The following is a 14,589-nucleotide window of genomic DNA, read 5'->3' as shown; positions in this document are numbered from 1 at the left end:
GGGTCTCGCTCGGGAGGGGCGGCCCGCGGCGGGCCGGCCTGTACGACCGCAAGTATCCCCGGAAGTTCGTCGCCGGGGCGAGAACCCCGCCCCGGCGCCCGGCTCAGGCCCGGTCGGTCATGGCCTCGACGAAGTCGACCAGCGGCTGCTGCTCGGGGCTGCGCAGGGTGCGGAAGGCCAGCAGCAGGCGCTCTTCCAGGCCGCACTGGGCGTAGAAGTTGAGCATCATGGCCGGCGTCTCGGCGTCGCCGCCCAGCCAGCGGCCGCCCCGGCCGGTGGCCAGCCACTCGAAGCTGACGGTGGTGGCCATGGCGATCTTGGCCATGTTCTCGGTGGTGGGTTTGGCGCCGTCGCGGCGCTCCCACTGGGCCACGGCACTGCGGGCCACCCCGACGATGTTGGCCAATTCCGACTGCGATAACTCGGCGCCTCGGCGCGCCTGCCTGATGCGGTTGAAGAGCAAGCTCATGGTGTTTCCCCGGAAATGAAGCGTCTTGCTGCGCCCGGCCCCCTCTGCGTGGGGCCTGGGCGTGATGGGCAGGCGCGGTTCACAGCCACTGTCGGCCTCCCCTGAGGACCTGGTGGCATCCGTCGTCCTGCGGGTGGCGGCGCCTCTCGGCATCGCCTGCCGGACCTTCGCATTGGCTTTCGCCGCCGTCGTGGCAACCGGTCACCGGGGTCTTCCGGGGCGGAAGTTGTCGGCGGCTTACCGACATTTACGCCCAATACCGGGACCCCGTCCCTGGCGTGATTGTAAAGTGAGAAGCCGGTCACAAATCAACCTGCACGCGACCCGGAGCCGGTGTCGGGCGCACCCGGGCCGGTGAGCCCTGCTGAGCAGCGGGGCGCCGAATCCGCGGGGCCGCCGCCGGGAGCCCGGCCAGCCCGCCGCCCAGGTCGCCGCCCAGGTCGCCGCCGGACCCCGAGCCCGCGCTGAAAAGCCCTGCCCTTGAAAGCCCCGCGCCGCCGCCCCACAAAGGGCGGGTCGCTGCCTACCCCGTCGGGTGGGCATGCGCGTATCATTGGCACTCACCGGGGCCGAGTGCTAACACACCAGGCCCATGTCGTTGAAATCACAGGAATAACGAGGAAACCCATGAACATCAAGCCGCTCTACGACCGCGTGGTCATCAAGCGTATGGAAGAAGAAAAGATGTCCGCCGGCGGCATCGTCATTCCGGACTCGGCCACCGAGAAGCCGATCAAGGGCGAAGTGCTGGCCGTTGGCGCCGGCAAGGCCCTGGACAACGGTTCGACCCGCGCCCCGACCGTGAAGGTCGGCGACAAGGTGCTGTTCGGCAAGTACGCCGGCACCGAAGTCAAGGTCGACGGCCAGGAAATCCTGGTGGTCAAGGAAGACGACATCCTCGCCATCCTGGGCTGAGGCATTCGACACCCCGCCGGCCCGCGCCTGCGCGACCGGCATCGCAACAACCCCACAAGAATTCTGGAGTTTAGAAAATGGCTGCCAAGGAAATCCGTTTCGGTGAAGACGCCCGCGCCCGCATGGTGAAGGGCGTCAACATCCTCGCCAACGCCGTCAAGGCCACGCTCGGCCCGAAGGGCCGCAACGTCGTGCTCGACAAGAGCTTCGGCGCCCCCACGATCACCAAGGACGGCGTGTCCGTCGCCAAGGAGATCGAGCTGGCCGACAAGTTCGAGAACATGGGCGCGCAGATGGTGAAGGAAGTCGCCTCCAAGACCTCCGACATCGCCGGCGACGGCACCACCACCGCCACCGTGCTGGCCCAGGCCCTGATCCGCGAAGGCATGAAGGCCGTCGCGGCCGGCATGAACCCGATGGACCTCAAGCGCGGCATCGACAAGGCCGTGATCGAGGCCGTGGGCGAGCTCAAGAAGCTCTCCAAGCCGTGCTCGACCTCGAAGGAAATCGCCCAGGTCGGCTCGATCTCGGCCAACTCCGACGCCAACATCGGCGAGCTGATCGCCAAGGCCATGGACAAGGTCGGCAAGGAAGGCGTGATCACCGTCGAGGAAGGTTCGGGCCTCGAGAACGAGCTCGACGTCGTCGAGGGCATGCAGTTCGACCGCGGCTACCTGTCGCCGTACTTCATCAACAACCAGCAGTCGATGTCGGCCGAGCTGGAAGACCCGTTCATCCTGCTCTACGACAAGAAGATCGCCAACGTGCGCGAGCTGCTGCCGGTGCTGGAAGGCGTCGCCAAGGCCGGCAAGCCGCTGCTGATCGTGGCCGAGGAAGTGGAAGGCGAGGCCCTGGCCACGCTGGTGGTCAACACCATCCGCGGCATCGTCAAGGTCTGCGCCGTGAAGGCCCCGGGCTTCGGTGACCGCCGCAAGGCGATGCTGGAAGATATGGCCATCCTGACCGGCGGCACCGTGATCTCCGAGGAAGTCGGCCTGCAGCTCGAGAAGGCGACCATCAAGGACCTCGGCCGCGCCAAGAAGGTGCAGGTCTCGAAGGAGAACACCACGATCATCGACGGCGCCGGCGCCGCCGACGGCATCCAGGCCCGCATCAAGCAGATCAAGGCCCAGATCGAAGAGACCTCGTCGGACTACGACCGCGAGAAGCTGCAGGAGCGCGTCGCCAAGCTCGCCGGCGGCGTGGCCGTGATCAAGGTCGGTGCCTCGACCGAGATCGAGATGAAGGAAAAGAAGGCCCGCGTCGAAGACGCCCTGCACGCCACCCGCGCTGCCGTTGAAGAAGGCATCGTCCCGGGCGGCGGCGTCGCGCTGATCCGCGCCAAGGCGGCCATCACCGGCCTCAAGGGCGCCAACGAAGACCAGAACCACGGCATCGTGATCGCCCTGCGCGCCATGGAGGCCCCGCTGCGCGAGATCGTGACCAACGCCGGTGAAGAGCCGTCGGTCATCCTCAACAAGGTCGTCGAGGGCAAGGCTGCCTACGGCTACAACGCCGCCAACGGCGAGTACGGCGACATGATCGAGTTCGGCATCCTGGACCCGACCAAGGTCACCCGCACCGCGCTGCAGAACGCCGCGTCCATCGCGGGCCTGATGATCACCACCGAAGCGATGGTGGCCGAGGCCCCGAAGAAGGACGAGCCGGCCGCCGGCGGCATGGGCGGTGGTGGCATGGGCGGCATGGGCGGCATGGACTTCTAAGCCACTCCGCGCTAATGGTTTCACCCACGAAGCCCGGCCCTGTGCCGGGCTTCGTGCTTATGCGTACTGACGCAGCGCGCCAACGGCCAGGCCATAAGAACTGGTTTGCCATTGGTGCGCCGCCAGCGCCCGACTCAGCCGGGTACCGGCGGCACTTGCTTCACGAATCATCCACGGTATGCTCGAACGTCCAGGGGCCTGGCATCGGCCATTTCCCGCCCCGTTTCCAGGAGATACCGCCATGAAGCTCCGCACCCTGTTCCTGTCCTGCCTGCTGGCCCTGCCCCTGGCCGCGCAGGCGCGCATCGCCGAGGAATCCGAGACCGCCACGCTGGCCCAGCGCGCCGATGCCGAGGCCGCCCTGATCACCGACGCCGAGGCCTTCATCGACGAGATCGACGAGAGCCTCGCCATGGCCCGCGACGGCACCTACGGCGCGATCAAGAAGGGCTCGATGGTCCAGGCCGAGAGCGCCCGCAACAAGATCGCCCGCCTGCTCGAGGGCCACGAGAACGCGATGGAGCTGCCGCCCGAAGAGCGCATCGAGCTCTACAACGCCCAGGAAACCATCGTCGCCATGATCCGCAGCGATGACAAAGGCCGGATGGTCTGCAAGAAGGAAATCCGCCTCGGTTCGCGCATGCCCACCACCGAGTGCCTGACCGTCGCCCAGCGCGAAGAGAAGGCCCGCGGCGCCCGCGACGGTGCCAACGACACCCTGCGAAACGTCTGCGTGCCGGGCGAAGGCCAGCCCTGCTCCCGCTGAGCCACGCCACCGCGTGACCGAAGGCCCCGCTCCGGCGGGGCCTTCCTTTTTGGGTCGGGCAAGGCCGCAGTCGCCGCCCGGCGCCGTTGATTCCCTGGATGGCTGGCCTCCGGGAGTCCGACGCATGACCCGATCCCTCGATTCGCACCGTGTCCTGGGCGTGGCGGTGCTGGCGCTGCTGGTGCTGCTGGCCGTGCTGCGCTCGCACTGGGGCACGCGCCTGGACGGCTTCACGGTGGACGAGCCCTGGCACGTCGTCGCCGGCGTGTCCTACGTGCGCACCGGCGATTACCGGCTCAATCCCGAGCATCCGCCGCTGGTGAAGCTGGTGGCGGGTGCGGCGCAGTCGCGCGGGTTCGTGCTGCCGCCGTTCGCGCCGCTGGTGGAGAAGTCGCAGGAGCGCGAGTGGGTCGAGGACGTGATGTTCCTCAAGAACGATTCGGATGCGGCGCAGCAGGCCACGCGCGTGTCGCTGTGGATCTTCCACGGCGCGCTGCTGCTTGCCCTCGGGCTGCTGCTTTGGCGAGCGCTTGGGCTGGCCTGGGCGGCGGGCGCATTGGGGTTCCTGGCGATCGAACCCACGGTCGCGGCGCACCTGCCGGTGGCGATGACCGACCTGCCGCTGGCGCTCACGCTGGCGGTGGCCGTGGCGGCGGCGGGCCTGCTGCTGGCCGAATGGCGCTGGCGCTGGGTCGCCGCCACCGGGCTCGCGCTTGGGCTGGTGCTGGGCAGCAAGCACTCCGCCCTGGCCGGATTGGCCGGCCTCGGGCTCGTGCTGGCCTTCGGCGCGCTGGCGGGCTGGCGGCACGGGGGCCTGCGCGAGGTCATCCGCCGCACCGGCCGGCTGATGGCGGCGGGCGTGCTGGGCTGGGCGGTGCTGTGGGCGATGTACGGCTTCCATTTCCACGCCGGTCCCGACGGCAGCGATGGCTTCAACCGGCCGATGGCCGACAAGATCACCGACCTCAACCTCCCGCACTGGCGGCTTGCCGTCGGCGTCGCCGACGAGGCCAGGCTGCTGCCGCGCGCCTACCTCTGGGGCTTGTCCGACACGGTGCGCGCCGGCATCGAGGGCCGCGGCCAGTCCTCGCACTTCATCTGGGGCGTCAGCCACAAGGGTCGGCCGCCGTGGTTCACCTGGCCCGGCGTGCTCGCGTCGAAGCTGCCGCTGGCGCTGGCGGCGATGGCGCTGCTCGGGCTGCTGGTGCTGCCCTGGCGGACGCTGCCGGCGGCTGGTCGCTGGCTGCTGGCCGCGGCATTCGGCGTGGGGGTCGTGCACCTGCTGGCGCTGGCGTCGGGGCAGGGCACCTACGGCGGCGTGCGCCACGCGCTGCCGATCGTGGTGCTGCTGGCCCTGCCGGCCGGTGCGCTGGTGGCCTGGGGCTGGCGCGAGCTGGGACGCGTGCGCCGGGTCGCGGCGCTGGCGCCGCTGGCGCTGGCGCTGGCCATGACCGTCTCCGAGCCGCGCCTGTGGGAGTACCACAACGAACTGGCGGGCGGCAGCGAGGATGCCTTCCGCAAGTTCGGGAACGAAGGCCTGGACCTCGGCCAGCGCTGGCCCGAGATCAAGGCCTACCACGACGCGGTGATCGCGCCGGAAGGGGCGGCGCTCTACTCCGACTATTGGTTCATGGAGGAGCAGGCGCTGGCGGTGCCGACGCAATACCGCCGGAAGGTGCAGGACATCGACGACACCAATGTCGCGGGCGTGTACGAGGGCTATTTCCTCTATCGCGCCAGCATGACCTTGCCCTGGCCCGAGTGGGGCTGGGACCCGGAAGTGACGCTGCGCGGCCTCGAGCCGGTGGCGCGCTTCGGCTACGTGATCGTCTACAAGGGGCGCCGCGAGGATCCGATGGGGCGGGCTGCCGACGTTTACCAGGCGGTGGCCGAGCACCTGTACAAGCATGGCGGCGGCCGCGATGAAGTGGTGGCGGCGCGGCTGCAGGAGGCGCTGGACGTGATGCCCTTCCATCTGGGCATGGCGGTCGAGCTGGGCAACGCGCGGTTGCGGCTGGGCGACGTCGCCGGCGCCCGCGCGGCGTATGCCACTCCGATCCTGCAGGACAAGGCGCCGGTCGAGCCGCTGATGCGCGCCCAGCTCGAAGCGCAGGTGGCGCGCCTCGTCGATGGCGTCGACCCGGCGACGGTGCCGCCGCTGCGCAATCCCTGGATGGAATGACCCCGGCGCGCGGCCGGGGCCTGCCTCAGGCCGCGGCTTTCTTGCGGGTGAAGCGCCGGGTGAAGTCCTCCATCGCCGCGAACGCCGCTGGGATCACCACCAGGCTCAGCAGCGTCGAGGTGATCAGGCCGCCGATCACCGCCACCGCCATCGGCTGGCGGAAGGAGGCATCGGCGCCCAGGCCCAGCGCGATCGGCAGCATGCCGGCGGTCATGGCGATCGTGGTCATGATCACCGGGCGCGCGCGCTTGCGGCAGGCGTCCACCAGCGCGTCGTGCATGTCCATGCCTTTCTCGTCCTCGGCGATGACGGCGTAATCCACCAGCAGGATCGAGTTCTTGGTGGCGATGCCGATCAGCATCAGCAGGCCGATCAGCGCCGGCAGCGACAGCAGGGTGCCGGTGAGCAGCATCAGCCCGAACGCACCGCCGGCCGACAGCGGCACCGCCATCAGGATGATCAGCGGGTGGCTGGCGTGGTTGAACAGCAGCAACAGCACCGCGTACACGCAGAACAGGCCCGCCGCCATCGCCAGCGCGAAGCCGACGAACAGCTCGACGAAGATCTCCGAGTCGCCCGTGTTCTGCACCTGCACGCCGGGCGGCAGCCGCTGCAGCGACGGTAGCTTCTCGACTTCCGCCATCACCTCGCCCAGCGGGCGGCCATTGAGTTCGGCGGTGAAGGTGATGTTGCGCTGGCGGCCGAAACGGTTCACCTGCGAAGGGCCGGTGCCGGTGCGGATATCGGCCACGGCCGACAGCGGCACCGTGCCGCCCTTGGCGCTGGGCACGCGCAGCAGCGACAGCAGCGCTTCGTCCGACAGGTTCTCTTCGGCCAGGCGCACGCGGATCGGCACCTGGCGGTCGGGCAGGTTGAGTTTGGCCAGGCGCTGGCGGAAGTCGCCGCTGGTGGCGATGCGTGAGGCCTCGGCGATGTCCACGGTGGACACGCCGAGGTCGGCGGCGCGGCGCGCGTCGGGCACGATCACCAGCTCGGGGCGCAGCAGCGAGGCGGTGGAGCTGACCGTGCCCAGGCCAGGCAAGGTGCGCAGGTCGCGCTCGAAGGCGCCGGCGGCCTGGTACAGGCGCACCGGGTCGTCGCCGCTGAGCACCAGCATCAGCTGTTCGCCGGGCTCGCTGCTGATGAAGCGCTGGCGCACGCCAGGCAGCTGCTCCAGGCGCTTGCGCACTTCGCGCTCGAGCTCCTTCTGCGTGCGCTCGCGTTCGCCCTCGGGGCCCCAGTCGAGCACCATCGTCACCTTGCGCACTTCGCTGATGCCGTTGACCGCCGGGTCGCCCAGGTCGAGCACGCCGCCGACGGTGGCGTAGGCCTGGCGCAGCTCGGGCAGGTCGCTGATCAGGGCGCGGGCGCGCTCGCTCATCGCCGCGGTCTGGTCCAGGCGCGCGCCGGGCGGCAGCTCCAGGCTCAGGTTGCTGCGGCCCAGGTCGGAGCCGGGGATGAAGGTGGCCGGGATCAGCGGCACCAGCGCCAGCGAGCCGATGAACATCGCCAGCGCCAGCGCCAGCGTGGTGAAGCGGTTGGCCAGCGCCCACTCCACCAGCCGCAGGTAGCGCGTCATCAGCGCCGATTCCTTCTCGACGTGCGGCTTGGCCTTGAGCTGGTAGGCCGCCATCATCGGCGTCAGCAGGCGTGCCACCATCAGCGAGAAGATCACCGCGGTGGCCGCGGTCCAGCCGAACTCGAGGAAGAACTTGCCGGCGATGCCGGGCATGAAGGCGACCGGGATGAACACCGCCGCCAGCGTCGCCGAGGTCGCGATCACGGCCAGGCCGATCTCGTCGGCGGCCTCGGTGGCGGCGACCTTGGGCGACTTGCCCATCGCCAGGTGGCGGTCGATGTTCTCGACCTCGACGATGGCGTCGTCCACCAGGATGCCCACCACCACGGCCAGCGCCAGCAGCGTGATCATGTTCAGGCTGAAGCCCAGCAGCCAGATCACGCCGAAGGTCGGGATGATCGACAGCGGCAGCGCCAGCGCCGAGATCCACGTCGCCCGCCAGTCGCGCAGGAACCACCACACCACCAGCACGGCCAGCGCCGCGCCTTCCCACAGCATGGCCATGGAAGAACTGAAGGACGCGCGGATCTCGTCGATGGCGGTGCTGACGAGCTTGAACTCCACCCGCGGGTGCGCCGCCTTGAGCTCGGCGATGGCTTCCTCGATGCCTTCGCCCACGGCGATTTCGCTCGAGCCGCGGGTGCGGCTGATGCCGAAGCTCACCACCGGCTCGCCGTCGATCATCGCCAGCTGGCGGCGCTCGGCGTGGCCGTCGGTGATCGTGGCCAGCGCGGAGAGCGGCAGCTGGCTGCCGTCGGGCAGCACGATCGGGAACTGTTCCAGGGTCTGCGCGCTGTCCACCGTGCCCACCGCGCGGATCGCCTGCTCGCTGCTGCCCTGGGTGGCGCGGCCGCCGGAGCGCTCGAGCTGCGAGCGCGCCAGCTGCGCCGAGACGTCGCCGGCGGTGAGGCCATAGGCCGCCAGCACGCCCGGCTTCAGGTCCACCTGCACTTCGCGGGTGATGCCGCCGCTGCGAACGACGGTGCCCACGCCCCGCACCGAGAACAGCTTCTTGGTGACTTCGTTGTCGACGAACCAGCTCAGCTCGTCCTCGCCCAGCGTGTCGGACGAGACGGCGTAGGTCACCAGCGTGCCGCCGACGATCTCGATCTTGGCGACCACCGGCTCCTCGATGTCGCCGGGAAGGTCGCCGCGGATGCGGGTGACGGCGTCGCGCACCTCGTCCAGCGCTTCGTCCAGCGGCTTGCCGATGCGGAATTCGACGAAGGTGGTGGAGGCGCCCTCGGTGACGGTGCTGAGGAGCTTGTTGATGCCCGGCAGGCTGGCCACGGAGTCCTCGACCTTGCGGGTCACTTCGGTCTCGAGCTGGCTGGGCGTCGCGCCCGGCAGCGCCACGGTGACGGTGACGCCGGGGTAGGACACATCGGGGAAGCGCGACACCGCCAGCTGCCGGAAGCCAAACAGGCCCACCAGCGTGAGCAGGATGAACAGCAGGATGGCCGGCAAGGGCCGGTTGATGGACCAGGCGGAGAAGTTCATCCGGCTCAGCCTTCCGTGGCCGGGACCACGCGCACGCGGTCGCCGTCGGCCAGGAAGCCGGCGCCTTCGACCACGACCTGTTCATCGCCCTGCAGGCCTTCGCGCACCTGCACGACGCCGCCGTGGCGCACGCCCAGCTCGACGCGGCGCTGCGACACCACGTCGCCTTCGCCCAGCACGAACACGTAGCGGTAGCCGTCGCGCTCGACGATGGCCTGGTCGGGCACGGTGCGCGCCGGCAGGTCGCCCAGCACCAGGTCGCCGGGCGCGTACATGCCGGCGCGCAGCGCGCCCGGCGCCGGCAGGTCGGCGTAGACCACGCCGGTGCGGCTCTGCGCGTCCAGCGCCGGCGACACCGCGCGGACCGTGCCGGCCACGGCCGCGCCGTCGGGCCCGCGCAGCTCGACGGCGACGCCCGGCGTAACCCGGATCAGGTCGCGTTCGGGCAGTTCGGCGCGCCACTCCAGGCGGCCATCGCGGATCAGGGTCAGCAACTCGGTGCCGGCCGCGACCACCTGGCCGGGCTGCACCATGCGTCGGGACACCACGCCGCCGGCGGGCGCGCGCAGGGTGGCGAAGCCGAGGCGCAGCCGGGCGTTGTCGCGCTGGGCCGCGGCGGTCTGGCGCTGGGCCTGGGCGGTGAGTTCGCCCGAAATCAGCTGGTCGGCCTCGCTGTCGGCGATCAGCTGCTCGCGCTTGAGCTGCCGGCCGCGTTCGGCGTTGGCGCTGGCGACGGCGAGGCCGGCCTCGGCCTGGGCCATCGCGGCCTCGGCCTGGCGCAGCTCCATCCGCAGGCTGCGGTCGTCGAGGCGGAGCAGCGGCTGGTCCTTCGTGACCACGTCGCCGACTTCCACCAGCACCTCGGCCACGCGCTGGCCGGACAGCTCGACCCCCAGCGCCATCGGCTCCCAGGCGGCGATCGAGCCCGAGGCGGTGACGCGCTGGGGCAGCGATTGCTGGGTCGGCGTGGCGACGCTGACGGTGAGGCTGGGCGTGGCCTCGGGCGCCGGGGCGTTTTCGGCGCAGGCGCCCAGCAGCAGGGTCGAGGCCAGCAGCAGGGCCGGAAGGCGCGATCGGGTCATGGGGCAGGCCGGCGATGACGAAGACAGGCATTGTCGCAGAGCCCGCGGCGATCGCACGTGCGGGAAGACCTGGCGTTTGCCCGCGCTTAAGCCGCCCCGCGCGCTGTCCTTTTGGGTAGCCTGTTGACGTTCCTACCGGGGCCTTACTTGGAGTCCGCATGACCACCCCCCTGTCCGCCGAATCCGACGCGCCCGCCCGCGCCAAGCGCCTGGCCGCGCTGGACAACGACACGGCGCTCAAGCGCCTTGAGCACGCGGCGCCCGCCGAGGTAGCCGACCTGCTGGCGCGCATGCCGCCCGCGCGCGCCAACAGCCTGCTGGCCGACATGGACAACGCCCGCCGCGCCAGCGTCATGGCGGCGGCGCCGGCCGGCACCGACTGGGGCGATGGCCAGCGCTACGCCGAGGGCACCGTGGGCCGGCTGCTGGAGGACCCGCCTGCCGTGTTCCGCACCGGCACGCCCGTGGCCGAGGCCATCGAGGCGCTGCGCGAGGTGGTGAAGACCCGCATGGTCACCTACCTGTGGGTGGTGGATGCGCAGCAGCGCCTGCTCGGCGTCGTCGCGTTCCGCGAGCTGCTTTACGCCGACCGCGCGCGCAGCCTCGACGAGGTGATGATCCGCTCGCCCTTCTGCCTGCGCCCGACGACCACGCTGGTGGACGCGATGCGCGAGGTGGTGACGCGCCACTACCCGGTCTATCCGGTGTGCGAGGACGATGGCCGGCTGGTGGGCCAGGTGCGCGGCCAGGTGCTGTTCGAGCAGCAGGCCTTCGAGATCTCGGCCCAGGCTGGCGCCATGGTCGGCGTCGAGAAGGAAGAGCGGCTGGCGACGCCGCTGTGGCGCGCGTTCCGCTTCCGCAATCCCTGGCTGCTGGTGAACCTGCTGACGGTGTTCGTCGCCGCGGGCGTGGTGGGCTACTTCGAGGACACGATCAACCGCGTGGTGGTGCTGGCGATGTTCCTTCCGGTGCTGGGCGGGCAGAGCGGCAACCTGGGCTGCCAGGCGCTGGCCGTGATGCTGCGCGGCATGACCCTGGGCGAACTGCGCGGCATGGGCGTGGCCAAGCTGGTGATCAAGGAAGGCACGCTGGGGCTGCTCAACGGCGCGGTCACGGGCGCGCTGGCGGGCGCGGCCATGTACTGGGTGGTGGCGCGGGATGGCGGCAGCGATGCGCTGCTGCTGGGCATGATCACGCTGGCCGCGATGGCGCTCAGCTGCATGGTGGCCGGCCTGTCCGGCTCGATGATCCCGCTGGTACTCAAGCGGCTTGGCGCCGACCCGGCGACGGCGTCCAGCATCTTCCTGACCACGATGACCGATGTCGTCAGCATGGGCAGTTTCCTTGGCCTGGTGACCTGGCTGGTGCTCTGACGCCGGGGTGCAGCAAGTTTTGCTGCACTGCAACGTGCAAGCCCCGGGTCACAGCGCCACGATGCAAGCGCTTCCGACGTGGGGGAGGGAGCCGAAAAGCCCGCAGCTGCCTAGCGCTGCGGGCTTTTCTTTTTTCCCGCGAGTCCCTCCCACAAGGGTGGCGTGACAGAATCGCGGCATGACTTTCACGCAAGACCTCGACGCCGAGCTCGCTGCGCACCTCGAGCGCGCGATGGCGCGCCTCGCCGAGCGCGCGCCCGACGCCATGGCGGATCCGGCGCTGCGCGAGCGGCTGGCGCGGCTCGCGCTTTGCAGCGACTTCGCGGTGGATACGATTTGCCGCCAACCCGCGCTGGCGATGTCGCTGGATGCGCCGATGGCGCCGCCGCCGGAGCTCGCGCCCGGCGCCGATGCCGACTGGGGCGGGCAGTTGCGGCGCTGGCGCACGGCCGAGTCCACGCGCCTGGTCTGGCGCGACCTGCACGGCCTCGACGATGTCGACGCCACGCTGGCCGGCAGCAGCCGCATCGCCGACCTCGCCCTGCAGCGCGGGGTCGCGGCGCTGTCGGCGTCGCTGGCCGAGCGCCATGGCGTGGTGCGCAACGCCGCCGGCGAGGCGCAGTCGCTGGTGGTGTTCGGTTTGGGCAAGCTCGGTGGCGGCGAGCTCAACTTCAGCTCCGACGTGGACCTGGTCTACGCCTTCCCCGAACACGGCGAGAGCGACGGCGCCCGCGCGCTCGACGCCGAGGCCTGGTTCACGCGCCTGGGCCAGCGGCTCGCCCAGCTGCTGGGCGACGTCACCGCCGAAGGCTTCTGCCACCGCGTCGACCTGCGCCTGCGTCCCTTCGGCGCCAGCGGCCGGCTGGCGCTGAGCTTCGGCGCGATGGAGCAGTACTACCAGCGCGAGGGCCGCGACTGGGAGCGCTACGCCTGGATCAAGGCGCGGCCGGTGGCCGGCGACCTCGCCGCGGGCGAGCGGCTGCTGGCGACGCTGCGGCCCTTCGTGTATCGCCGCTATCTCGACTACAGCGCACTCGACGGCCTGCGCGAGATGAAGGCGCTGATCAGCGCTGAAGTACAGCGGCGCGAGCTGGCCGAGGACCTCAAGCTCGGCCCCGGCGGCATCCGCGAAGTGGAGTTCCTGGTGCAGGCGCTGCAGCTGATCCGCGCCGGGCGCGAGCCGGCGCTGCGCGGACGCTCGCTGCTGCCGGCGCTGGCAGCGATGGCGCAGGCCGGCCACGTGAAGCCAGCCACCGCCGAGCGGCTCGCCGCCGCTTACCGCGGCCTTCGGCGGCTCGAGAACCGCGTGCAGATGCTGGGCGACCAGCAGGTGCACGCCCTGCCCGAGGACCCGCTGTCGCGCCGGCGCATCGCGCTCGCGCTCGGCTACCGCGACGAGGCGGCGATGCTGGAGGCGCTCGATGGCCACCGCGGCGTCGTGGCCGAGGAGTTCGCCGGGTTGCTCGAGGCGCGCGGCCGCCGCCGGGCGCCAGCCGGTGCACTCGTGCAGTACTGGCGCGCGCTGCCGGACGGCGGCTCGGCCGATGCGCTGGCCGAGGCCGGCTTCGTGGACCCGGAAGCGCAGGACGCCGCGCTGCGCGATTTCGCCCGCACGCCGGCGGTGCGCGCGCTCTCGGGGCGTGGCCGCCAGCGCCTGGACAACGTGATGCCGGCCCTGCTCGGCGCCGCCGCCCGCAGCGAAGCGCCGGACGCTTCGCTGCCGCGCGGGCTGGCGCTGCTGCAGTCGATCACGCGCCGCACCAGCTACCTCGCCCTGCTCGAAGAGCAGCCGGCGGCACTGGCGCGCCTGGCCGACGTCACCGCGCGCAGCGCGCTGCTGTCCGAACGCCTGGCCGCGCACCCGCTGCTGCTCGACGAACTGCTGGACTCCCGCGCCGCCGGCCCGGTGCCGGACGAAGCGCAGATCCATGCGCTGGTGTCCTCGGCGCGCGCCGCCTTCCCGCCGGGCGATACCGAGGCGGCGCTGACCGCGCTCAACGAACTACGCCAGGCGATCGGCTTCCGGCTCGCGCTGGCGACGCTGGGGCTACGCCTGCCGCCGCAGGACGCGGCGCGCCGCCTGGCCGCGCTGGCCGCGGAACTGCTCGATGAGACCCTGCACCTGGCCGAGACCGACATCATCGCCGCGCACGGCCGCGTGCCGGGCGCGGGTCTGGCCGTGCTGGGCTACGGCAGCCTGGGCGGGCAGGAGCTGGGCTTCAGCTCCGACCTCGACCTGGTGTTCCTGCACGACGCCGCCGCCGACGCCAGCTCCGACGGCGCGCGGCCGCTGGACGCAGGCCGCTATTTCGCCCGGCTCGCGCAGCGCCTAGTAAGCCTGCTCGGCACCGTTACCGCCGCGGGCAAGCTGTACGAAGTCGACGTGCGGCTGCGGCCGGATGGGGCCAAGGGCATGCTGGTCTCGGGGCTCGACAGCTTCGCCGACTACCAGCGCCAGCGCGCCTGGACCTGGGAGCGCCAGGCGCTGGTGCGTGCGCGCGCGATCACCGGGGCGGCGTCCGTCGGCGCGGCCTTCGAGCGGATCCGGCGCGATACCCTGCTCGAGCCGCGCGAATCCGAGGCGATCCGCGAGGACGTGGTGGCGATGCGCCGCCGCATGCGCGCCGAGCTCGACCGAAGCAACGCGCTGCGCTTCGACCTCAAGCAGGGCGAGGGCGGCCTGGTCGACCTGGAGTTCCTGGTGCAGGCGCGGGTGCTGCAGTCCGCGCACGCGCATCCGGCGCTGTGCGAACCGCGCGACACGCCGACCCTGCTGCGCGCCCTGGCCGAGGCCGGCGCGCTCCCTCCGGAGCACCTCGAACCCCTGCTGTCCGCCCACGCCCTGATGCTCGACATGGGCCTGGACTGCACCCTCGACCTCCGCCCCCGCCTCGTCGCCCCCGACGACGCCCTCCACGCCGCGCGCGCCGCGGTGACGTTGGCCTGTCGCGAACTGGGGCTGGTTTTTTAGTTTTTTTGACGCGGATTAACGCGGATAA

Annotated in this window: 9 protein-coding genes; 6 read left to right on the top strand and 3 right to left on the bottom strand. The window is 71.1% G+C overall.

The window, feature by feature from the left end; genetic code table 11:
• Positions 1-103 precede the first annotated feature (103 nt).
• Positions 104-469: a helix-turn-helix transcriptional regulator gene (locus N787_RS09575; RefSeq protein WP_034213132.1), complete on the bottom strand. Its 366-nt coding sequence runs from the start codon at positions 467-469 to the stop codon at positions 104-106.
• Positions 470-1,096: 627 nt separating this feature from the next.
• Between N787_RS09575 and groES the strand changes: the two genes are divergently transcribed.
• The 4 genes from groES to N787_RS09555 all read left to right on the top strand — a co-directional run bounded on the left by groES (position 1,097) and on the right by N787_RS09555 (position 6,056).
• Positions 1,097-1,384: a co-chaperone GroES gene (gene groES, locus N787_RS09570; protein ID WP_034213129.1), complete on the top strand. Its 288-nt coding sequence runs from the start codon at positions 1,097-1,099 to the stop codon at positions 1,382-1,384.
• Between the two features lie 77 nt (positions 1,385-1,461).
• Positions 1,462-3,108: a chaperonin GroEL gene (gene groL, locus N787_RS09565; protein WP_034213127.1), complete on the top strand. Its 1,647-nt coding sequence runs from the start codon at positions 1,462-1,464 to the stop codon at positions 3,106-3,108.
• Positions 3,109-3,349: 241 nt separating this feature from the next.
• Positions 3,350-3,874, top strand: coding sequence for a hypothetical protein (locus N787_RS09560; RefSeq protein WP_034213125.1), 525 nt, complete (start codon positions 3,350-3,352; stop codon positions 3,872-3,874).
• 124 nt (positions 3,875-3,998) lie between these two features.
• Entirely contained in the window at positions 3,999-6,056 is a 2,058-nt protein-coding gene (locus N787_RS09555; protein ID WP_034213123.1) for a phospholipid carrier-dependent glycosyltransferase, read from the top strand.
• Between the two features lie 25 nt (positions 6,057-6,081).
• On the opposite strand, the gene N787_RS09550 is transcribed toward N787_RS09555, so the two are convergent.
• Positions 6,082-9,135, bottom strand: coding sequence for an efflux RND transporter permease subunit (locus N787_RS09550; protein ID WP_034213122.1), 3,054 nt, complete (start codon positions 9,133-9,135; stop codon positions 6,082-6,084).
• Positions 9,136-9,140: 5 nt separating this feature from the next.
• The gene (locus tag N787_RS09545; RefSeq protein WP_034213120.1) at positions 9,141-10,217 is read right to left on the bottom strand and encodes an efflux RND transporter periplasmic adaptor subunit; all 1,077 of its coding nucleotides are present in this window, start codon (positions 10,215-10,217) and stop codon (positions 9,141-9,143) included.
• A 158-nt stretch (positions 10,218-10,375) separates the two neighbouring features.
• On the opposite strand from N787_RS09545, the gene N787_RS09540 reads away from it, so the two are divergent.
• Both N787_RS09540 and glnE read left to right on the top strand, forming a co-directional pair.
• The gene (locus tag N787_RS09540) at positions 10,376-11,590 is read left to right on the top strand and encodes a magnesium transporter (RefSeq protein WP_034213117.1); all 1,215 of its coding nucleotides are present in this window, start codon (positions 10,376-10,378) and stop codon (positions 11,588-11,590) included.
• A gap of 178 nt (positions 11,591-11,768) precedes the next feature.
• Entirely contained in the window at positions 11,769-14,561 is a 2,793-nt protein-coding gene (gene glnE, locus N787_RS09535) for a bifunctional [glutamate--ammonia ligase]-adenylyl-L-tyrosine phosphorylase/[glutamate--ammonia-ligase] adenylyltransferase (RefSeq protein ID WP_034213116.1), read from the top strand.
• The last annotated feature ends 28 nt before the right edge of the window (positions 14,562-14,589 follow it).

Origin of the sequence: Arenimonas metalli CF5-1, assembly GCF_000747155.1 — a bacterium.
GTDB classification, from domain to species: domain Bacteria; phylum Pseudomonadota; class Gammaproteobacteria; order Xanthomonadales; family Xanthomonadaceae; genus Arenimonas; species Arenimonas metalli.
The sequence above is the reverse complement of the archived record's forward strand: the minus strand, read 5'-3'. Positions and strand labels throughout refer to the sequence as shown.